Raw genomic sequence first — 22192 nt, 5'->3', positions numbered from 1 at the left:
GGAGGGTTTGCTCCATCCCTCCCCCTCACATTCAGAGATATTTAGATAGCGCATTATGTAATTGCGAGTTTAAGAGCTATTGGGTGTAACAATTTGCGCTAACAAAAAAATGAGAAAAGTTGCATTTTTAAGCAACGTATGTGAAATAGTGTTGTGCACATAACATTTCTCAGGTGGGCTGTAGTATGAGAAAGAAATTAGACGCTTCAAAAGCGCTACATTTATATAAAAATTTACCTAAGCAACATAGAACCGGCATTGCTATCGCAAGCTTGTTTCTTGGCGGGCTTATCCTTTTGCCGTCGGAGTCTGTAGAGGCTAGCCGTCATCAAGAGGCACATATTTTAGACGCAGGTGTCCGCTACCCTGTAGATCTTAACATTACACCGTCAACCGACGTTTTTTCGAATGAAGAAGAGTCTACTTGGCAAACGTATAAAGTGCGAAGTGGCGATACCCTAGCAAAGCTGTTCAAGCGTGCAGGGTTCACATCGCGCGATGTTTACAATGTGACTCAGGCTGGTGAACTAACAAAAACACTTGTTACTTTATTGCCTGGCGACGAATTATCGTTTAAAGCGAACAAAGACGGTAGCTTCGGCGAGTTAAAGTACAAGCTATCTTCAACGGAAACTCTTTTCGTTCGTCCGGATTCGACTGACGAGAACAGTAGTCTTGTCGCTGAATTAGAAAAACGCGATGTAGATATTCGCTACAACTTTGCGCAAGGTGAAATTCACTCAAGCTTTTGGAATGCCGCGAGAGATGCTGGGCTTACCAGCAACCAAATTATGAATTTGGCAGGTATCTTTGGCTGGGACATAGATTTCGCAATGGAAATACGCTCCGGCGATACGTTCAACGTTGTTTTTGAAGAGCAATACATTGATGGGGAGTTCGTGGGCTACGGCGATATCGTAGCAGCGGAGTTTACTAACCAGGGCGAACAGTTTAGTGCGATCCTTCACGAGGATGGTACTTACTACACCCCGGAAGGGCGTAGCATGCGTAAGAGCTTTTTACGTGCGCCAGTTAATTTCAGATACGTCAGCTCTAATTTCACTAAGGCACGCTTTCACCCCGTACAAAAACGCTGGAAAGCGCACCGAGGTACCGACTACGTAGCAGCCGTTGGTACACCGATTATGGCCGCCGGTGATGGAAAAGTTATCAAAGCAGGCTATGATAAATATAACGGTCATCATGTATTTATCCAGCACGGCGAGAAATACACCACTAAGTACCTTCACTTTAAAAAACGTGCGGTCAAAGTGGGCGACATCGTTAAACAGGGCCAAACGGTAGGTTACCTTGGAAGTTCTGGCATGGTGACAGGTGCACATCTTCACTATGAATTTTTGGTAGACGGCGTGCATAGAAATCCACGCACTGTAGAGCTGCCAAAAGCTTTACCAATAGCAAAGGAAGAGCGAGAAAGATTTATGGAAATTGCAAAACTTCGTCAGCAGCAACTCAATAACAACAAACGTATTATGCTCGCGATGAAATAGTTGCGCTATGGCAAAATATATTGGCTTGATGTCAGGTACAAGCATGGACGGCGTTGACGCCGTTCTATGCGACATCACTGCAACTTCATGTGAAACGCTTTCAGCACATACAATCCCCTACCCTAGCGAACTACTTCACGCGCTTAATGATTTGTGTAATGAAGGCCCTGACGAACTCAACACGCTTGGCATTGCAGATAGACTCGTTGCTGAAGCCTTTTCAGAAGTTACTTTAGCGTTACTTGATAAAAACAATCTTGAAGCGTCAGATATCACTGCCATTGGCTCCCATGGTCAAACAGTACGTCATTACCCCAACTCTGATGTGATGTCTGCCCATTTTTCCAGCCCTTCTATCCGGGGCTTCACTTGTCAGATTGGCGACCCTAACACTATCGCCGTGCTAACCGGCATTGATGTTATCGCCGATTTTAGGCGTAAAGATATTGCGTTGGGCGGACAAGGTGCGCCGCTGGTGCCCGCTTTTCACAATGCGGTCTTCGCCACTGAAAATAAACATCGAGCACTGGTAAATATTGGCGGCATCGCAAACATTTCATTGCTTGCGCCAAAGCAAGATAAAATACCACCTAGAGGGTTTGATACCGGGCCAGGTAACACCTTGATGGACCAATGGATAAGCCTGCATTTAAATGAAAGTTTCGATAAAGATGGGAAATGGGCCGCGTCCGGGCAATGCCATAACGGCTTACTAGGCAGGTTTTTATTAGATAATTACTTTTCTTTACCCGCGCCCAAAAGTACAGGTAGAGAGCATTTCAATATTGATTGGTTAAGCAACGCCCTTGCTGATTACTTTCCCTCTAGTGCAGACTTGCAAAGCGAAGAAGAAAACAACAATTTAGATCCAGAAGATGTTCAAGCCACTTTGCTCACACTTACCGGCAGCAGTATCGCTCAAGAAATCATTAAACACCTACCTAAAATGAGTGATGCCAACTTACAAAGCGAAGTAATTGTGTGCGGCGGCGGCGCGTTCAATAAAGCGTTAATGTCTTATTTGAACAGCGCTTTGAGCGACTATGCCGTAGCAGACAGTTATGCGCTAGGCATACATCCACAGCATGTAGAAGGCGCCGCGTTTGCCTGGTTTGCGTATGCATTTTTAAATGACATTCCGGGTAATGTGCCTGAGGTGACTGGTGCTTCAAAAGCAACAATTTTAGGCGCGCTTTACAAAGGGCAATAATACAGAGCGCGCCAATTGATACAAAAACGCCTCTAAAAGCGATTAGTTGATCAAACCAAATCCCTACCATACCTGTATTCACTACTATTCAAAACCATTGATGAGTTCGGTGTTTAAAAAGCCCTATTAATTGTTTGTTGAATTATTAAGGCTAGAAAATTTACCCGTCTCCATCATAGTTTAATTAAACCAGGACAAGGATTACGAATGACAGACTCAGTACTTTTCAGCTCGTTCGATTGGGCAGGTAACACATTGCAAAACCGCATGGTATTAGCACCGATGACAAGAGGTAGAGCGGGCGCTGATCGCATACCTAATAAAATCATGGGCGATCACTATGTTCAGCGCGCAGATGCAGGGCTTATTATCACTGAAGCAACGACCATATCAGAAGAAGGCATTGGTTGGGTTGATACTCCTGGAATTTATACTGACGAGATGGTTGAAGGCTGGCGCTCGGTGGTCAACCGTGTGCACGAAGCCGGCGGAAAAATTGTTCTACAGCTTTGGCATACAGGGCGTGCATCACATAGCGACTTTCACAACAGTAATTTACCTCTTTCAGCATCTGCTATCAAAATTGAAGGCGATGAGATTCACACGCCTAAGGGCAAAAAGCCCTACGAAGTGCCTAAAGCCATGACATTTGATGATATAAAGCGCACTGTTGAAGACTTCAAGAAGGCAGCTATTAACGCCAAAGCTGCAGGGTTTGATGGCGTGGAAGTCCATGCGGCAAATGGCTACCTTATAAACCAATTCTTAGATAGCCGTAGCAACCAACGTGACGATAATTACGGTGGTAGCCTAGACAACCGATATCGCTTCTTAAGCGAGGTGATGGACGCCGTATTGAGCGTATGGGAAAAAGAGCATGTCGGTGTAAGGTTATCGCCAAATGGCGCATTTAACGACATGGGTGCCGACGATTTTCGAGAAACCTTTACTTATGTGGCGCAGCAGCTAAATAAGCTAGAGATAGGCTATTTACATGTAATGGATGGCCTAGCATTCGGCTTTCATGAGCGTGGTGAAGCCATGACGTTAGCAGAATTCAGAGCCCTTTTTGACGGTATGCTAATAGGTAACTGCGGCTATACAAAAGAAGAAGCGGAACAGCGCTTATCTGATGGTGATGGTGACATGATTGCTTTTGGAAGACCTTGGATCACCAACCCAGATCTACCTACTCGTTTTAAGCACGATTACCCACTGGCGTCGTTTGACGATCCGTCGGCATGGTACGGCGGGGGCGAAGAAGGCTATAACGACTTTGACACGTACCGAGAAAAAAGCGGAAAAGACGCGATGACATCACTGACCTAGATTGGCTCTGGGCAGAGCGAACCACTCTGCCCTTGTCTGGCGCCCACTGAATTCTTATCAAACAGTGTGCTCCATGTATTCGCGTCGCTCTTGGTACTATTCCCAAACCAGGCCTAAACTTTGCCTAACCCTATGCCTAACTTGTTCCCAACTTGCAAAAAGCTGGTGAAAGCAGAGGTGTGGTTAATTAAACGATTTTGTTCTAGCGGCGAAAACAGCAAGTTTTTCCAAGCACGACATCCACGCGAAGTTGTGCTGATCGCATTCTTGCTTGTTTAAAAAGCCCTGTTGGATAAGAACTAGTCTTACGTTGTCTTCTTCAGTTTTTTCGAAGTGAATGTCTACGGATGTCATCACCGACTCTTCCATATCATCTTCCCACGCCCAAGAGAACGATAACTGTTCGTTAGCTAAAATCTTTACGTATTCACCGGTCAATGACATTTCAATGCCACTTGGATCCATCATTTTTATCCGATAGCGCCCGCCCTCTTTGAAATCACTCATAATTTGTGTCACTGAACAATCGCCAGGTGCAAACCACTCAGAAAGATACTCAGGTTCGTGAAATGCTGCAAAAATAAAGGGCAATGATGCATCTAGCGTTACATCAATTTTAAACTCGTGCATAAAGCCGCCTTAGTTATTTTGTGAAGGTAAGGGTTTTAGTGTCTTTTTACTTTATAGCAAAGAGAATCGCTCATCATCACTAATAAGCTTCGCCAAAAATAAAAAATCCCGAGCCCGCGTAAGGAAAGGCCCGGGAGAAGGAGAACATCCTCAATATGTTTTATCGACAGTTCAAGACAATTTCTTAAACTAAAAGTGCACCTACCCCCTTTTCATCAGTGAATCCATACTGGCCTTGCTGCCAAAATGCTGTGAGCTTACTCTCTCACTTACTGATAAATACAAGTTATCTATGTCTGCGTGTGCCATAAACTTCTCACAAAAACCTGGCGCATGAGGCTCTATAAAATGCTTGGCGGCCAGCATAAAGTGAGCAATAAGCTGCTTAACATTGTCTGTACCCATTGCAATACGCATAGTCGTTAATTCTATTCCGGCTTTTTTCTGTTCGTCGCCACTGAGTTCTGAATGAGACGTCAACGCGGGGCACAAAACAATCGTATTGTTTTGACCTATGCTTACCTGGTGGCTAAAGGCCGGCTCTAGGGCATCGAAAAAGCGCACAAACACGTCGCGAGGTAAATTCGCAGGCGCCATATCTACGGTGAATAAGGTACAAGGCCAGCCGTGCGTATGCTGTTTCTCGCGCAAACCTGCATTGCTGTGTTCAGGCAACGCATGACAGTTAACGCGAATTTGGTCGTGGGCATTTAGAAATGAGGTAAAAACTTGAGTGTTGATAACCTTAGTCATCATGCGCTGTTCCAAGGTCTTCATACCGTTCAATACATCAAACGCCTTTTCAGAATCTAGGAATGCACCTTTGATGTAGTACACATCCCAGAACATGGTTTCGGACCAGTCCACACCGTTTGCTGCACTGCCTTTTGGCTGGAACATGCGATGCCCCTCGCCTATTACAACGCCCGCTGTGGTTGCGCCACTACCACACAAATCTTTGGTATAGCTGTGGATTACATAATCGGGCCGTGCGGCTTTGTTTTTATGCTGTAGCGGTTGGTGCAACACAGGCGTAGCCAGCGTAGAGTCCAACATAACTAACGCATTTTGTGCGTGTGCTAACTCACATATTCCGGGTACGTCCAGTACGTAACCATGTGGGTTACATGGAGACTCTAGATACACATGCATTCTTGCGCCATTGTTTAAGCGTGAGGCATGCTCGGCCTTTGTTTGCTGCATAAATGACGCAAAGCTTTGCGCGTCATAACCATCAAACCATGCAATTTGAATATCCATGCGGTTGCTGCGAGCAAAGTAGTCATGCAGCAGCTGATACACCCCACCATATACATTTCTAGAAACAATGAGCACATCGCCATGACTCAGCACGTTCGATAAACAGGCATCTATTGCCGCCATGCCCGAATTGAAATTCCAAGCCAAGTATTCAGCGGCGTAAGGGCCCGCTTCCATATCTACAATTGCGTTAGCAAGGGAGATGTTGGTAGGGTTCAATAATCGCGAATAAATTTGATGGGTGAACTCTTTTCCTTGAAAAGCATCGTCTACCCATTCAGTACAGGCATACACATAGGTTGCAGTTCTTACGACCACGGGCGTTGCTGAAAAAAGTGCTGTGACGTTGTCGAATAGCGGATAGTGCCCTTGTGAGCCGTTGCCGCTCGACAAGCTTTGGTATGTGGCTCTAAACGGGTTTTGCAGCGTATCTAATATTTTAGCAATTTGAAAAGACAAAAACTTTTTAGCATTGAAATAGGCAAGCCTGTCTTCTTTATCAAGTTCTTGCAACGTGTTACTAGTAATATCCCAAAGCTGCATAACGCTGGCCTGAGCGCCATACAAGTGATGAGCCGTATTGGCGAGTGCCTTGCCATAGTCGCTTTCGGCGCTTATGCCGAAATGTGAAAGTTGCTCCTCAACTAAAGCCTGCGATGTTTCGGCTTGGGTCGTGTTACGCTTAGGTGATAGCACTTTTGCGTGCGTTACATCGACATCTATTGAATTTTGGAATTTGTTTTCTGACTGCATAGCGATTCCGTTGCAATTTAACTTCAGGTGCAAATACATAACACCGACACTGTTTACAAAAATGTAAAACCTAAATCACATTTTTAGAACAATCAGCTTAACGATAATGCATTCAGGCAGAGGAAAGAAAAGTTTACTTTAGGAGTGTTAGGCCAATGACAGTAAGGAGTTCGAAGGTGATTGAACTTACTATTTTAAGCAATGAAGCTAACGATATTGCAGACGCACTTCGAGAAAAAATAGCAGATAGCGATAGCTTTATCGGAGCGGATGGCTGCCCACTTATAACGCTTAAACAAATAACTACACGTTCAGAAGATGTAGATACCAAAGACGTCAGCGTGATGCTCGCAGACCCTGATCTCGCTTCTAGTATCATCAATAACTGTGCTGCGATTACTTGGTGTCAATCAACGTGGGCAGGCAATGCCCCACTGTTGAACGCGAATAAAACAAACTACACGCTTACTGGATTAAAAGGAATTTTTGGTAAGTTAATGCGGGAATACGTTTTTGCCTACTTATTAGGGCATGCCAGAAATACAAAAGCATTTGAGCAAAATCAGCGAGCCGCTCAGCCAAAGTGGGAGGCATCAAAACGGGTACCGTTAAATGGCCAAACGCTGGGCATAGTCGGACTTGGCAGTATCGGGCAAGCACTTATTCCAGTTGCTCACGCGTTTGGTATGCAGGTTGTAGGTCTAACGAGAAGCGGGAAAGAAGTGGAAGGCGCTAATGCTGTTTATACTCCTGATGACATCGAAGGGTTTGCCAGTGCATGTGACCACGTAGTGAATTTAATGCCTGATACTCCTACAACACAAAACTTACTATCTCACGGCTTTTTCAACGCTCTTAAACCTCATAGTGTGTTCATTAACGCTGGCCGAGGTAGTGCTGTTGACGATGATGCTCTTATACAGGCTTTAAACAGCGGTGCGTTGGCTCATGCGGTTTTAGATGTGTTTCGCAGCGAACCCCTCGACCCCGTTCACCCGTTTTGGCAGCACCCTAATATTTCAGTAACTGCTCACACGGCCGCAGAATCTCAACCAAGCGATGTGGCAGATGTATTTTTAGACAATGCGCTGCGCTATATTAAAGGCGAACCGCTCAAATACCAGTTTGATTTTGATAAGGGCTATTAATTGTTTAACAGCCCTTATTTTCGCAGCCCTTTCTTTAGCAAAGTCGAAAACTTGGTTGAGCTTAAATATAGAGTGTTAATTCTTAGTTAGGACAACACTACCTATCTATACCTAATTTACCTATATTTACCTGGCCATGATATCTGACTACATCTAACTACGCGGGTCAGTTGCGGTTACTTCAATTCTGTTATGGTGCTTTTCATGGAACGCTAATAATTGTGGGTAGTCTTTCATGCTGTGTAATTCGCGGAAAAGCACCCAGTCGATCATGCTATACAAACAGATTTCCGGGTAAGTCCATCCACTAAAGCCACCCGCATCTAGTTGTTCTGACAACGCATCCAATACTGCTTCAATCCGCTCATTTTGAAGTCGGTAATACATTTTATCTTCGCTGATATCAAAATCTGAACGCTTTAGAAGCATAAGCTGAACAAAGGAATCATTAGCGGCGTCAATTAGCGTTAGCTGATTCTCTTCTTCCCAACTTAACCCATCATGGTCAAGCTTGTCGGCAAGATAATTATAGATAATGCGAGAATCGAAAATCATTTGTCCATCATCTTCAAGGCAAGGTACTTTTAAAGTTGGGTTGCGCGAAGCTAGCAGTTCGCGATCTTCACCTGAAAAGATTTGAAGATTTAAAAATTCGTGTTCTGTAGACGCTAATACAATGCGAATGCGGCGTACATAGGGAGACGTGGTAGAGCCATATAATTTCATAAACGCTGTCCTAAACTATGGTCGTTTGTTGAAATCAGTGTAGCCAGAATTTGAAATTAAAAGGAAGTACCGTAAGCAGAACAACCGACAGGCATACAAAATGATGCGATGTATGCCTATCGCTTCAGCTGCAAATGGTTAAAAATGCAGACTTTAACGTTTAAAGCGCACGGCGTTTAGCTTGTCTTCAAACGAAGTTACTCAAACGCTAAAGCTTGCGCCACAGCCACAGGTAGTCGTGGCATTAGGGTTTTGAACTAAAAAGCGTGACCCTTCCAGGCCATCCACGTAATCAACAATACCACCTACTAGATATTGTAGGCTCATTGGGTCGACAACCATAGTCACTGTGTCTTTTTCAATAGTCATATCGCCTTCGTTCACCTTCTCATCGAATGTGAAACCATATTGAAAGCCTGAACAACCACCACCTGTTACGTATACACGTAATTTCAAATCAGGATTTTCTTCTTCTGAAACAAGGGCTTTCACTTTCGCTGCTGCAGCGTCTGAAAACTCAATCGGCAACGCCGTTTCTACAGACATACCCACCTCTACAATAATCTCGTGCTAGCGCACTTTCTGCTTAACCGCAATTATCTAATACTTGCGGATAGTTAGCAATTATTGGGGCAAAACTTAACGAATCAACCTCGGCCTTGAGCCAGGAGGTAAAAATTGGGCCAAGAGATAACAATCAAACCATGTGACAGCACTTGAACCATGTAGTAGGCACTGAACTATTAAACAACGACTGTGGCTAACCCGCCTTAAAGCGTAAATTTACTGATAGTTTTATCCAGCGCTTTCGCCTCATCATCTAGCTCATTTACCAAGCTATAGCTTCTTTCCATACTGCGAGAAGTTTCTTCTGCCGTTTGCGAGATGACAGAAATATTCTCGCTGATCTCACCGGTAGCCGCAGATTGCTCCCTTGTTGCTGAAGCTACATGGGTATTAGCTTCGGTTAGCTTACTAACCTCTGCCGATATGTTAGAGAGAGCCTGCACGCAGGTTGATAAGAACTCAGACGTGGCTTGCGTACTTTCGTTACCCCGCAGAATATCCGCTACTGTGTCTGACGTGCGCTTATTTAGTTCATCCATAAGCTGGCTGATTTCTGTCGTAGACTCGTTTGTTCTACTTGCAAGGTTTCTAACCTCGTCAGCCACTACAGCAAAACCTCGTCCCTGCTCTCCTGCTCGTGCCGCTTCAATAGCTGCATTTAACGCAAGTAGATTAGTCTGCTCAGAAATGCCTCTGATCTCATCCAAAATAGAAGAAATAGAATTAATACTGCTAGAGAGCTCGTTAACTGAGTTTACCGACTTCGTCATAACACCGCTAAGCTCACTCATGTTTTGCATAGCCTTGTCTATCGTGTTAGCACTAGCACTGACGTTTTCTTCGGTAGTATTTGCTACTTCAGATGCACCCTGAGCGCTGTTTGATATTTCTCGTACGGTCAGGTCCATTTCTTCAATTGCTGCGGCTACCGAGTTTGTGCTGTCGGTTTGTCTTGAAGAATAACTTTGAGAAAGCTCTATTTGTTCATAAACTTGTGCAGCTATGCCTTTAACGTGCTGTGCACTTTCCGAAACCTGGAGGAACATAGCGTGAAGCTTCTCTAAAAATAAATCTATTTGAGCGGATAAAGCGCCAACCTCGTTATCTTCATTGATATTCAAGCGAGCAGTAAGATCGCCATCTCGTTCGTTTAACGAAGTAACAGCGGCGGTAATAGTATCAATAGGCGCAAATATTTTGTTCGACAAGAATCTCATTCCCACCAAACCTAGCGCTATGATAACAAGAGCGATGAGTATGTTAGTTAAAACAGCCGTGTTAATGGCACCGTAAAGCTCATCGGTTGGAACTTCTGTAACCAAATACCAATCCAAGGAATTCAGTTTCACTGCAAGACGTGTTACATCATTGCCAGACACTTCTAGTTCACTGGGATTGTTCACAAATGCACTTGCATTCAATTTTTCGCCACGCTTCGACATATCTGGGTGCAAAGCAATACTGCCAGTGTCGTCAACTAGATAAACAATGCCACTCTCAGCAACTTTATAGGAAGCTATCAGCTTAGACATGGCATCTAACGATAAACCCACGCCAGCCAGCGCTACGCGCTCACCTTCAATTTTTATCGCATAATTAATAAACGCCGAAGCAATGCCGTTCGACTTGTCGATATCAATAGCTATTTCAAAAGGCTGGCTACTATTAATAAAGGTTTGAAACCACGTGTCGCCTTGAGGTGTGATCTGGCGATCTATACCATCATGGGTATAGTAATTATTAGAGTTTCTCGACACAACATAAGCACTAATAGCATTACTTTCTCGCTTTATTTCAGCAAGGTGGCTAGTAAGTACGTTGACGCCTTCTGAAGGCTCACCATTTTGCATCCAACGCTTTATGTACATATTGTTAGCCAATGAACGGCTTGGGAGTATTGTACTCTGCAAATCTAATTCAACAGCATTCTTGACCTCTTCAAGGGCGGTAGGTAGGTCTGATGTCTCTACCTTATTAGTAAGAAAGCTTAAAATAGACGTTGCAAATACGGCCGTGGTGATAACCACAGGTACAATAAGCGCGGAAATTAACGCAATGAAAAGCAGACGCTTTAATTGCATATTTATTTACTCCAAATTAATTAAATAACTATCAACACTAAGTGTGGCTTAAAAACGCCATACTGCCAGCGCTTGAACAACGCTGTCTTCTTCTTGCGTTCCTAGCTTGTTGTTCCAATACTGATACTCTACCCCAAGAAATAATCTGTCCTTCACATTGAAGAAAGCCTGACCAGCGTCCCATCGCGCTTGGATTTGCGCCAACACCCACGACTCGACTACAGCGCCAGGTATTTCAGAGGTTCTTTCATCGATGTACTCTGCATGTCCTTCTATATAAAATTGTTGTGAAGAAAGACTTAAGGGGTACCGCCAAGCAATATCGACCATCCAGCTGTCGTCTTCTTTAGGTGCTCCACCAGCACTGAGCCCCTCGCTATCATCTAAATACGCGGTGACAAGTACATTCAAAAACTGGAAGCCTTCAACGTTGAGATGAAGTTGAATGCCTGGCAGATATTTTAAAACGTCTGACTCTGGCGCCATATTTACGCCCATGACAAAACTGATATCGCTTAAAACGCCGCTGTAATTAGCATTAAATAGAGCTTTAGAGCTGAAAGTGGGGTACCACTCTGCATATAGTTCATCACCGGCGGAGGTGCTTGAATAGTCAGCAAAAAAGAAGTTTCCGCCATACTCCCACCCGCTGGCGTGCTGGAATGTAAAAATTGTCGTAGTAAGTTCAGTACCCGAGGCCTCGGCAAAAGGCTGATTGAGCTTCCCGTGCTGGATATGGAGCTCGTTTTCACTCCATGTGGCACTACGGGTATTAAAAGAAAAAAGAAAAATTGCCGTCAAAAGAACCAACGAATAAACGTTGAACTGCATACTTAAATCCTGTTAGCGTAATTTGACAGGTAAGTGTAGACGCTCTTTTCAATTCTGCATGAGATTTCTTAAAAATTAATAATTCGCGGTTAACATACTGATATCTATTTGAAATATAGGTTATTTATATGAGCTCTTCTCATCAAAAAACTATCGTTACCTTGTTTGACGATTTCGGTCGCTCTCGATTTAATGAGAAAGAAGAATACAAAAATCAGTTAAGTGCATGCCAAGAATCTCTTTTTCATGTTCAGCAGTCCTACTATCACCAAAAAAGACGCGCGCTTATCGTTTTTGAAGGCTGGGATGCATCAGGCAAAGGTGGAGCCATACGACGTATCACAGAAAAATTAGATCCTCGCTCCGTAAACGTGTTTCCGGTATCTGCGCCGACACAAGAAGAACGTGAAAAACACTTTCTTTATCGCTTTTGGAAACAGATCCCTTCACCTGGAAAGCTCACAATTTTTGACCGTTCCCACTATGGACGAGTGCTGGTTGAGCGGGTTGACGGGCTAACTCCCGCCACTGACTGGCAGCGTAGTTATCAAGAGATAAACGAATTTGAAAAAACGCTTAGCGATAATGGCGTTCGCATCATAAAGTTGTTTATGCATATCTCCGCAGACGAGCAGCGCGAAAGATTTGAAGAGCGCTTACACAACCCTTTTAAGCGTTGGAAGCTCACTGAAGAGGATTTACACAATCGTCGCATGCGCGAACATTACGTTGAAGCTATTAACGATATGTTCGAGAAGACTCATACTGATTACGCTCCATGGCATATTATAAATGGAGAGTATAAATGGCAGGCGAGAGTTGACGTACTCGAAACCCTCGTTCAAGCATTAAGTGAAGGGGTAGATATTACCCCTCCCCCTTTAGATGAGAAGCTCATCGCTATGGCTTCAAAACAGCTAGACGTTAATGAGGAAAAACTAAGAAGCACTGATAAAGAATAATGTGTCACTATTTTTTATCAGCAATTACCAACTAGTTTTCCGGAAGCGTTACGTTTAGCTCTAGTACGCTGCATTCGTCATTATTATCAAGCTGAACTGAAACCTGATCATCCGCGATAGAAACGTATTTTCTAATCACTTGGATAATTTCTTGCTGCATCATGGGCAAGTAATCAGGTTCGGTACGCTTTTTACGTTCATGTGCGACGATAATTTGTAACCGCTCTTTAGCTACAGCGGCAGTGCTCGGCTTTTGCTTCTTTTTGAGCAGGTCGAAAATTCCCATTACTTCCCTCCTAGAAGACGCTTAAAGAACCCTTTCTTTTCTGCTTCAAGGAAACGATGTGGAACAGTTTCGCCTAGCAGACGTTTAACGGCGTCAGCATAAGCTTGTCCCGCATTAGCTTCTTCGTCAAGAATAACTGGCTGCCCTTGGTTTGACGCTTTAAGCACTGATTCTGATTCTGGAATTACCCCTAAAAGTGGGATCGCCAAAATTTCTTCCACATCGGCAACACTCAACATTTCCGCACTTTCTACACGCATTGGGTTGTAGCGCGTAAGAAGCAGATGCTCTTTAACCGGTTCGCCTTTTTCTGCGCGCATCGATTTGCTTTGTAAAATACCTAAAATACGATCTGAGTCGCGTACCGACGATACTTCCGGATTGGTTACTACAATGGCTTCATCAGCAAAATAAAGCGCCATTTGAGCACCTTGTTCGATACCTGCTGGCGAATCACAAATGATATACTCGAAGTCTTTCTTAAGCTCGTCTAATACGGCTTGCACACCCTCTACAGTGAGTGCATCTTTATCGCGAGTTTGAGAAGCGGGAAGAATGAAAAGATTTTCCGTTCTCTTATCTTTAATTAGCGCTTGTTTTAGTGACGCTTCTTTGTTGATAACGTTAACAAAATCGTAAACAACGCGGCGCTCACAACCCATGATAAGGTCAAGGTTTCGCAAGCCAACATCGAAATCTATCACTACCGTTTTATGACCTGCTAACGCAAGCCCCGTACTTATTGCTGCACTCGATGTAGTTTTACCTACACCACCTTTTCCTGAGGTTACTACGATAATCTTTGCCATCTATTCTTTCCTATTAGTGCGTACAAAGCATTAAGCTAACGGCTCTATACGTAATGTTTCTTCTTCTAAATACACTTGTGCAGGCTTCTTCCAGCAATCACCCTTTACGGTGTCGTGCATAATGAATTGCCCAGCAATTGAAATGAGTTCTGCGTCTAATGACTGACAAAATACACGAGCCCCCGTGTTGCCTTTAACGCCAGCTAACGCGCGTCCGCGCAACGTACCGTAAACATGAATGTTGCCATCAGCCAAAAGCTCAGCACCTTCGCTCACCGACGCAGTGACTACTAAGTCACTGCCTTCAGCATAAACTTGCTGGCCAGAACGTACAGGACGATTGATGACTTTAGCTGGCTTAAGTGCTGGAGCTACTGTAGGAGCAGGCTCGCTTTTAGGAGGCTCTGCAGGTGCTTGCTGCTGTGCTTGCGACGCGCGCTCGTTGCTATGGGCTTTGTTGCTGCCGCTTTCAGTGCCGTTATTAGCGCTCTCTTTTTGTGAACGAAGTGCGCTATCTGTAAATTTACTTTGGCTTACATCAGCTAATCCCAAATCATTAATAGTCGGTTTCAGCTCTGCCACTTCACCTTTCACCGCCATAGGCTGCAATTGCAAACGACGGCAAAGTGCCACTAGCAGTTCGAACTCGGTAGCAGACAAAGGCTTTATCAAATGCAAAATCAGTGAGGAACGGGTAAAGAACTGCGGCGCGCTCGCCACTTTCTTAGATAACTGAGCTTCGAAGTTATCTGGCTCAAAATCTATTACTTCTAACACAATACTGGTGAGCGTAGTGCCCTTCATGCGAAAGCAAGTTTCTGTCATTTTTTCATCCCGAAAAGGCGTTACTTTTTTCCTAGCAATTCGCCATCAAAATAAGTAAAACCTATTAGCGCTAATGTCTGTCGCTGTCTTACGCAGCTATACAAATTATTTATATCATCACTGTACCAAAATTCCTGTTCACATACAGCAACTGTATACCGGTTAAAACAGGTTTTACCTAAGCTATTAGCTAGGAACGTGCCAACCATCGCATAGTTTTTAGGCAAGCAGCTGCTCTGCGATTTTTTTACTCAACATCCTTCGAGCCAAACCACAAAAAAAGTGCGATGGTAAGTCGCACTTTTTTCAGTCCACATCTGTTTCTAACAAATAGTTTAGGCCTTGGGTAAGCCCTTTACAGCTAAGTGAGATTTCTAGGATCTAGTAGGGCTTCCAGCTCGTCTCTAGGGATATCTGTCATTGCTTCAGCCACATCGATAACAGGCTTATTTTCTTTATAAGCTGCTTTGGCAATTTCCGCAGCTTTTGCATAGCCAATGACAGGGTTGAGCGCGGTAACGAGGACAGGGTTTCTGTAAAGAGGCGCTTCAATGTTATCTTTGTTGACCGTGAATCCTTCAATTGCCTGTTCGCCGATAAGCGTCGCACTGTTGGTCATTAGCGACAAGCTTGATAACAAATTACTGGCAATCATAGGCAGCATGACGTTGAGCTCGAAGTTTCCAGACTGCCCGCCTACGGTAATTGCCGCGTCGTTGCCTATTACCTGTGCTGACGCCATTGCCACCGCTTCAGGAATAACTGGGTTAACCTTGCCCGGCATTATCGATGAGCCGGGCTGTAATGCTGGCAAAGCTATTTCGCCCAAACCAGCTAGCGGGCCGGAATTCATCCAGCGCAGGTCATTGGCAATTTTCATTAAGGTTACGGCCAAGTTTTTCGTCGCACCTGAAAGCGTTACCGCGATGTCTTGAGAGCCAATGAGCGCAAAGAAATTATCTGCTGGTTTAAACGCGATATCAGTCAACTCTCCTAGCGTATCTGAAAATGTTGTTGCAAAGTCAGCATGGGCGTTTACACCCGTACCCACTGCTGTACCTCCCTGAGCAAGGGTTTGGATAGCAGGTTGCACAGCACGAAGATTTTTTAACTGCTGCTTAAGCTGAGATGCCCAAGCTAGTAGACTTTGATCCATTCTTACTGGCATCGCATCCATCAGGTGAGTGCGCCCCGTTTTACAATATTGCGCGACAGACTTTGCTTTTGTTTCAATAATGCTAACCAAACCTTCCACAGCAGGCACTAGCTCATTTGATAAGGCAATAGCCGCGCTTACGTGAATGGTTGTTGGTATTACATCATTTGAACTTTGCCCATAATTTACATGATCGTTCGGATGAACCTCTTCACTTGAATAACGAGACGCCAAACGGGCTACTACTTCGTTAGCATTCATGTTTGTGCTGGTACCGGACCCCGTTTGAAAGACATCTACCGGAAAGTGCTGCATAACATCTTCAAGGGCTAATAGTTCATCGCAGGCTTTGACTATCGCCAAACCGCGATCGCTATCTAGTGCTTTCAGCTTCATATTTGCTTGCGCTGCGGCTTTTTTTACAGTGAGCAACGCGCGTATAAAAGCTTCAGGCATGCGCTGCCCACTCACCGGAAAGTTTTGAATAGCACGTTGAGTTTGTGCGCCGTAAAGTGCATCTTCAGGCACTTGTAACTCACCCATGCTGTCGCGTTCTGTGCGTGTTGCTGTCATAACTCGTATCCTTGCGTTGATGTAACTGAATTTTTGGCGTGTTTATCACGCTGTCATCAAAGGTCTACTCGGGCTACTAAGTGCAAACTAAGAGTACTCAGTAGGTATCTCCCTCGTTAGCCGCTCATAAAAAATGTGGGACTAGCACATGCATATCTATTTTTAATCTTGCAAGCGTAATTCGATCACTCTCGGTACAGGCGTAGCGCTCAGCGTTAAGTAAAGGCTTGTATAAGTGGTCTAAACAGGCATAACGCCACTGCTTACTAACTAGCGGGTCGCAAATGACTTCATACAGCAATTCAACTGCATTTTTATAAATCGCAAACTTGTCGCTTTTTTGTGGTAGTAAATTAGCGATGCAGGTCACACTATCTAAATAGTTAACCAATACATCCAGTTCACCACCGTTGTGTCCAAAACGAATTTGTTTACGTGCATTTCGTATCAATGACATTAGCTTTTATCGTTTATCAAGAGTGCATCAAAAAATAACGCAGTGAATAGGCGAGAACTATTGATAGCAAACTCACCACAAAAACTCAAATGATAATTATTAGCATTTATAATGATCCAGTGTTATGCTTTTTCGTATTGAAAATAGAATCTCCTAATTCCACCGAAAGGTGCGATTAATCTATATTCAAAGGATATTATTTATGATCAAGAAACTACTTGGCGGCACAGCGCTTTTCCTTTTAGCTTCCAGTGCATTTGCTAACGAGTGTGAAACGACTGTGGAATCAAATGACGCGATGCAGTTCAATACGAAAAACGTAACGATTCCTGCAAGCTGCAGCGAATTTACCGTAACGCTTAAGCATACAGGTCAACTACCAAAGCAATCTATGGGTCATAACTGGGTAATGACCACCAAGGCTAATGGGCAAGCGGTAGCAACAGACGGCATGAGTGCTGGACTCGATAATGACTATATTAAGCCTGGTGATGAGCGTGTTATTGGCGCTACAGAGATAATTGGTGGTGGCGAACAAACTTCTACTACGTTTTCTGTTGAAGGTCTAAGTAAAGACAAAGAATATATGTTCTTCTGCTCATTCCCCGGTCATATCGGAGTTATGCAAGGTACGGTTACCCTTTCTAGCTAAGCGTATGCAATTTGCCGATAGGCAAACGACAGGCGCACATTCAATCGTGTGCCTCCAAATAAGTGTTCAGTAATCTGAGAGTGAAGTTGTAATGAGTACAGCGTCCCACACATCGAAAAATGCAAAAGCGTTGGAGCGCGATAACTATCGACCACGTTTTCTTGGTGGCTTTACTCAAGGTTTAATTCAAAGCACTCTTTACCCGCTGCTAGCTAACAAGCGGCTGCTTATGCCGCTTTTAGTTATCACTCTACTCACTTATAACAGTACCCGCTCGGTGACGCTTTCAGTTTTATCAGACGCATACTTCCAAGTAGCAGCATTTGTTTATGCATCGCTCGCACTTTATTACTTGGCCACATTGCGGGTCTCAGCTGATGCTATTGGCAACTACATGAAAACGCACCCCGTCCACGAGGTAGGCCTTTCGGCACTGCTTGGTGCTTTACCCGGCTGCGGTGGTGCAATTATTGTAGTGACCCAGTACACACGAGGTGTTACCAGCTTTGGCGCGGTGGTAGCGGTATTAACCAGCACCATGGGAGATGCCGCCTTTTTGTTGCTAGCTCAGGCGCCATTAGATGCGTTAACCGTTATGGCGGTTAGTGTCACTGTAGGTGCCGCGACGGGATTAGTGGTTAATAAATTCCATAATTATCGAGCACCTGAAACGGTTGATTCGAATGAAGAGCTCCAGAACACCGATAAACCAAAAGCACTAAGCCATAAAGCCGCATCACTATCTAAAGTATTCTGGATGATTGTGAGCTTACCGTCTCTAGCAATTGCCCTAGCTCTGGCGTTTCAACTCCCCGTTCACAGTTACTTGGCTATTAGTGAGAATACACTAACACTAATTGGCGCCTGTTTGTGTATAGCAAGTTTGGTGCTTTGGTCACTGTGTGGTTCGGGAAGCGGATACGCCTCAGTCACCAAAGAAGACGTTATCCCTCCCCCTCCTAAGTGGCAGGAAAAAGCCGCGTTAGATACGCAATTTGTATTGGCATGGGTGATACTCGCATTTTTGATATTCGAGCTTTCTGTTGTCTTCTTTGGACTAGACATAGCTGGAATGCTTGAAGCTATGGGACCTGGCTTGGTCGGCTTGGCTATTGTTATAGGTTTTTTACCCGGCTGCGGCCCTCAAATATTGGTCACCAGTTTGTATTTAAATGGCGCAGTTCCTTTTTCAGCTCAATTAGGCAACGCGATTAGTAACGATGGCGACGCCTTGTTTCCCGCTATCGCGCTTTCGCCAAAGGCAGCCCTTATCGCTACGGTATACTCTGCCATTCCAGCTTTTCTTGTAGGCTATGGCTACTGGTATCTCTTTGAATGAAATAACAAGGCCATAATCCTAAAAACTATTAAGGTTTTACACATCAAAACCACGGGCGTGGCTAAACCATAGTTTTCAGGGGCTTATTCTACGTCAACTGAAAGCGCTTCGCTCCACGGCACGCTTACCTCATAGTTGCCTTTGCGAGTCTTATACTGATAAACCCGAGTAGTGAAAACAATAGATTCTACGTCTATATCTTCTTCGATAGTAAGTGTTACGTTAACCGCCTGGAAAAAACGAAAACGATACTTAACGTCTTCATCAAGTAAGCTTGATTTGCCGGATTCTAACCTAACAGGCTTTCCATCTCTTTTGCCCACAATAGCAATGTCTATGTTGCCATTTATCACTGCCTTTCTTTGTTTAGATTGCAGTAAAACTAACCTGAGTTGATATGATGTATCACTTAATTTAAAGACTTCTACCCCTTCAATAGCAAAGCCGTCATCGGTTTTCTCGGGCGCCATAACACGCTCATAAAAGCTTAACAGCTCTTGTTGTGCTTCTAGCTCTTTCTTCTGTTCACTTAACGTTTTTGCGATATTTTCAGACTCTAGTGTGGCGAGCTCCACGGCTACTTCAAGCTGATTTACTTTCGTCGTTAGCGCATTATTTTCTTCAGACAAAATAGCAATAGTTTCTTTTTGAGCCTGCACTTTCTTGCTGTCGCCTTCGTCAACAATTCGCGCTAGCTTGTAACCGAATCCAATCATGACGAACATGATGAACGCTACCATCAAGGTCCATTTATAGTTGCCTAATAATTCTTTTAATTGGTCTGTTGTCATAATTTCTTCATTAAAAAACTACAAAACGCTAACGCGTTCTAAATATTATGAATTTTAAGTGTTTATGGTAAGCTGCTAGCTACGTTAATCTACTGTACCACAACATGCGCTTGCAGGCTTTAAGAGAGGAGTTAGCTCATCCACGCACTACTATTCAGTTGTGCATGCTGGGCATTGTAGGGGGAACCTGCGCGGCGCTTATTATCATTTTGTTTCGGCTATGCGTTGAATGGCTTCAAGAAACAGGAGTATCGTCGCTTAAGTCAGTTCTTGCTTACGACTGGTTAGTGTGGCTGATTATGCCGCTTATTAGTGTTGGCTTAATACTATTCATTGCTTTTCTCACCGGCTTTAAACACTACCGCTTGGGTATTCCTTTCGTTATTCACCGGGTAAAATACTATTACGGTTATGTGCCTTTCAGAACAACCATAAACCAATTTTTTGGTGGCATGCTGGCATTAGCTGGTGGTTTTGTCGTAGGGCGAGAGGGCCCTTCTGTCCATATGGGAGCATCGGGCAGTAGTCTTCTCGGGCAATGGCTTCGTTTACCCTATAACAGTATTCGAATTCTTGCTGGCTGTGGCATTGCGGCAGGCATTTCTGCATCGTTTAATACTCCCTTCGCTGCCGTTATCTTTGTAATGGAAGTCGTGCTTCGAGAATACAAAATTCACATATTTGTACCTATCATGCTGGCCGCAGCCTGTGGCTCTGTTCTTACCCGTATTGTATTTGGAGAGGTCAATGAACTTTCCTTCTTATCGTTTAATGCGTTTAGCCAATGGATGTATTTCTATCTTGTGCTATTAGGCATTTTACTGGGTATGTTGGCCGTGCTTTTTAATAGCCAGCTTATGCGTGTTATGACTTGGTTTAGACCGGTTTCTATGGTGTGGCGCTTAATACTTGCAGCGCTAATTACAGGTACTATAGGTATGTTTATACCTGAGGCACTTGGGGCGAATTTTATCGATGTAGAGCACTTATTCGATAGCTCCCCTGGCGCGCTATTGTTGGTATCTACCCTTGTATTTAAAGTTATCTTAGCGGTATTCGCTATTGGCCTTGGTATTCCTGGGGGGATCATAGGCCCGGTAATGGTTATTGGTATGCTCGCCGGAGCCGTGCTTTTATTGCCGCTGTCGTACTTTATCAACGTGCCTGAATTCACTAACAGCTTTGCATTGCTAGGTATTGCGGGAATGCTGACGGCGGTATTACACGCGCCTCTCGCTGCACTTTCTGCGGTTATGGAGCTTTCTTATAGCCCTCAAATTATTCTGCCAGCCATGCTGGTGATAGTGCCTGCTTACGTAACTTCCACCCAGTTTTTTGGCAACCGCTCTATTTTTATACGCCAGCTTGACTATCAAAATCTTCCATACGCTATTTCATCTATCCGAGAGGCCCTTGAAAAGACGGGGGTGCTAGCGGCAATGAATACAGATTATAAGCTTTTTCACGATGCCCCAGAACAAGCGCTAATCAACTATTTAGAAGGCGATCCGACAAAAATTGTCATTCAGAAATCAAAATTTGAAATAGATGTGCAGTATAAACTGGTCCAATACAATGTAAGTTTGGAACACGATGCATCCGCGTTAAACTATTATGAAATGGAAGGCATTAGCGCGCAGTCTACGCTGCACGAAGTATACGAACATCTTAAAAATTCGCGCTCTGGCGCAGTTTATATTTACGATCAGGAGCTTAACGATATCATTGGCGTAGTAACCTGGAATATCTTGCAAAGCTTCTTACAAAAGGCACATTACTAATATGTACATTTTATGGTTTAAAGCACTGCACATCTTTTTCATGCTGGCATGGATGGCAGGACTTTTCTATTTACCACGACTTTTCGTTTATCACGCCACAACTAAGTCTCAAATAGTTAAAGATGAATTTAAAGTCATGGAGCGCCGATTGTGGCTCTTCGTTACTCCATTCGCCTTATTAACTCTGGCATTCGGCGTAGCGCTTATTGTCAGCTATGGTGGCACCTGGTTTAAAATGTCCGGGTGGCTCCATATAAAATTATTGTTGCTACTTGCTATTTATGGCTACCACTTCTATTTGTTTAAGTTGATGAAGCAGTTCGCACGAGATGAAAATAGGCACACTCCCCGCTTTTATCGCTTTTTGAATGAAGCCCCAGTGTTAATTATTCTCGCAATTGTATGCTTAGCTGTAGTTAAACCCTTTTAGGTTTAACTACACGCGTTGGCATTTATAGACAGTAAGGAAGTCAGTACTCAAGGAATCAGTACTACAGTGTGATGTAAAAAGTTTT

The 22192-nt window shown here is 44.0% G+C and carries 21 protein-coding genes; 9 read left to right on the top strand and 12 right to left on the bottom strand.

What is annotated here, in order from left to right:
- The first annotated feature begins 185 nt into the window (after positions 1-185).
- From IW644_RS05275 to IW644_RS05265, 3 genes are all read left to right on the top strand, one after another.
- Complete coding sequence (locus tag IW644_RS05275; RefSeq protein WP_269916719.1) at positions 186-1511, top strand: OapA family protein; 1326 nt, start codon at positions 186-188, stop codon at positions 1509-1511.
- A 7-nt stretch (positions 1512-1518) separates the two neighbouring features.
- On the top strand, positions 1519-2721 hold the full coding sequence (locus IW644_RS05270) for an anhydro-N-acetylmuramic acid kinase (RefSeq protein WP_269916718.1): 1203 nt from the start codon (positions 1519-1521) through the stop codon (positions 2719-2721).
- Positions 2722-2928: 207 nt separating this feature from the next.
- Positions 2929-4050 carry an alkene reductase gene (locus tag IW644_RS05265; protein WP_269916717.1) on the top strand — a complete coding sequence of 374 codons (1122 nt, stop codon included), beginning with the start codon at positions 2929-2931 and terminating at the stop codon, positions 4048-4050.
- 183 nt (positions 4051-4233) lie between these two features.
- Here IW644_RS05265 and IW644_RS05260 read toward each other — a convergent pair whose 3' ends face one another.
- Positions 4234-4680: an SRPBCC family protein gene (locus tag IW644_RS05260; RefSeq protein ID WP_269916716.1), complete on the bottom strand. Its 447-nt coding sequence runs from the start codon at positions 4678-4680 to the stop codon at positions 4234-4236.
- A gap of 201 nt (positions 4681-4881) precedes the next feature.
- Entirely contained in the window at positions 4882-6693 is a 1812-nt protein-coding gene (locus IW644_RS05255) for a trans-sulfuration enzyme family protein (protein WP_269916715.1), read from the bottom strand.
- A gap of 155 nt (positions 6694-6848) precedes the next feature.
- Between IW644_RS05255 and IW644_RS05250 the strand changes: the two genes are divergently transcribed.
- Positions 6849-7841 (top strand): D-2-hydroxyacid dehydrogenase, encoded by a 993-nt coding sequence (locus tag IW644_RS05250; protein WP_269916714.1) that lies wholly within the window; start codon positions 6849-6851, stop codon positions 7839-7841.
- Between the two features lie 153 nt (positions 7842-7994).
- On the opposite strand, the gene IW644_RS05245 is transcribed toward IW644_RS05250, so the two are convergent.
- The 4 genes from IW644_RS05245 to IW644_RS05230 form a co-directional block, all read right to left on the bottom strand.
- Positions 7995-8567 carry a glutathione S-transferase family protein gene (locus tag IW644_RS05245; RefSeq protein ID WP_269916713.1) on the bottom strand — a complete coding sequence of 191 codons (573 nt, stop codon included), beginning with the start codon at positions 8565-8567 and terminating at the stop codon, positions 7995-7997.
- A 201-nt stretch (positions 8568-8768) separates the two neighbouring features.
- Complete coding sequence (gene erpA / locus IW644_RS05240; protein ID WP_025256292.1) at positions 8769-9113, bottom strand: iron-sulfur cluster insertion protein ErpA; 345 nt, start codon at positions 9111-9113, stop codon at positions 8769-8771.
- 224 nt (positions 9114-9337) lie between these two features.
- Complete coding sequence (locus IW644_RS05235) at positions 9338-11215, bottom strand: methyl-accepting chemotaxis protein (protein WP_269916712.1); 1878 nt, start codon at positions 11213-11215, stop codon at positions 9338-9340.
- A gap of 48 nt (positions 11216-11263) precedes the next feature.
- Positions 11264-12046 carry a hypothetical protein gene (locus IW644_RS05230; protein WP_269916711.1) on the bottom strand — a complete coding sequence of 261 codons (783 nt, stop codon included), beginning with the start codon at positions 12044-12046 and terminating at the stop codon, positions 11264-11266.
- A gap of 128 nt (positions 12047-12174) precedes the next feature.
- Here IW644_RS05230 and IW644_RS05225 point away from each other — a divergent pair, with 128 nt between their 5' ends.
- On the top strand, positions 12175-13008 hold the full coding sequence (locus tag IW644_RS05225; RefSeq protein ID WP_269916710.1) for a polyphosphate kinase 2 family protein: 834 nt from the start codon (positions 12175-12177) through the stop codon (positions 13006-13008).
- Between the two features lie 31 nt (positions 13009-13039).
- On the opposite strand, the gene minE is transcribed toward IW644_RS05225, so the two are convergent.
- The 5 genes from minE to IW644_RS05200 all read right to left on the bottom strand — a co-directional run bounded on the left by minE (position 13040) and on the right by IW644_RS05200 (position 17114).
- Positions 13040-13294, bottom strand: a complete 255-nt coding sequence (minE, locus tag IW644_RS05220) for a cell division topological specificity factor MinE (RefSeq protein ID WP_118492536.1) — start codon at positions 13292-13294, stop codon at positions 13040-13042.
- Positions 13294-14103: a septum site-determining protein MinD gene (gene minD, locus IW644_RS05215; protein WP_269916709.1), complete on the bottom strand. Its 810-nt coding sequence runs from the start codon at positions 14101-14103 to the stop codon at positions 13294-13296. The genes minE and minD overlap by 1 nt, the downstream gene beginning before the upstream one ends.
- A 30-nt stretch (positions 14104-14133) precedes the next feature.
- Positions 14134-14928: a septum site-determining protein MinC gene (gene minC, locus IW644_RS05210; RefSeq protein ID WP_269916708.1), complete on the bottom strand. Its 795-nt coding sequence runs from the start codon at positions 14926-14928 to the stop codon at positions 14134-14136.
- 361 nt (positions 14929-15289) lie between these two features.
- Positions 15290-16657, bottom strand: coding sequence for a class II fumarate hydratase (locus tag IW644_RS05205; RefSeq protein ID WP_269916707.1), 1368 nt, complete (start codon positions 16655-16657; stop codon positions 15290-15292).
- Positions 16658-16781: 124 nt separating this feature from the next.
- The gene (locus IW644_RS05200) at positions 16782-17114 is read right to left on the bottom strand and encodes a hypothetical protein (protein WP_269916706.1); all 333 of its coding nucleotides are present in this window, start codon (positions 17112-17114) and stop codon (positions 16782-16784) included.
- Between the two features lie 202 nt (positions 17115-17316).
- Here IW644_RS05200 and azu point away from each other — a divergent pair, with 202 nt between their 5' ends.
- Positions 17317-17766, top strand: coding sequence for an azurin (azu, locus tag IW644_RS05195; protein WP_269916705.1), 450 nt, complete (start codon positions 17317-17319; stop codon positions 17764-17766).
- 91 nt (positions 17767-17857) lie between these two features.
- A complete protein-coding gene (locus IW644_RS05190) occupies positions 17858-19105 on the top strand; it encodes a putative manganese transporter (protein WP_269916704.1) in 1248 nt (415 codons plus the stop codon).
- Between the two features lie 83 nt (positions 19106-19188).
- Here the strand turns inward: IW644_RS05190 and IW644_RS05185 are convergent, their stop codons facing one another.
- The gene (locus IW644_RS05185; protein ID WP_269916703.1) at positions 19189-19896 is read right to left on the bottom strand and encodes a DUF6776 family protein; all 708 of its coding nucleotides are present in this window, start codon (positions 19894-19896) and stop codon (positions 19189-19191) included.
- 104 nt (positions 19897-20000) lie between these two features.
- Here IW644_RS05185 and IW644_RS05180 point away from each other — a divergent pair, with 104 nt between their 5' ends.
- Both IW644_RS05180 and IW644_RS05175 read left to right on the top strand, forming a co-directional pair.
- Positions 20001-21677, top strand: a complete 1677-nt coding sequence (locus tag IW644_RS05180) for a chloride channel protein (RefSeq protein WP_269916702.1) — start codon at positions 20001-20003, stop codon at positions 21675-21677.
- 1 nt (position 21678) lies between these two features.
- Complete coding sequence (locus IW644_RS05175) at positions 21679-22107, top strand: CopD family protein (RefSeq protein ID WP_179984404.1); 429 nt, start codon at positions 21679-21681, stop codon at positions 22105-22107.
- The last annotated feature ends 85 nt before the right edge of the window (positions 22108-22192 follow it).

Origin of the sequence: Alteromonas sp. PRIM-21 (genome assembly GCF_027563165.1) — a bacterium.
Lineage (GTDB): Bacteria > Pseudomonadota > Gammaproteobacteria > Enterobacterales > Alteromonadaceae > Alteromonas > Alteromonas macleodii_A.
The sequence above is the reverse complement of the archived record's forward strand: the minus strand, read 5'-3'. Positions and strand labels throughout refer to the sequence as shown.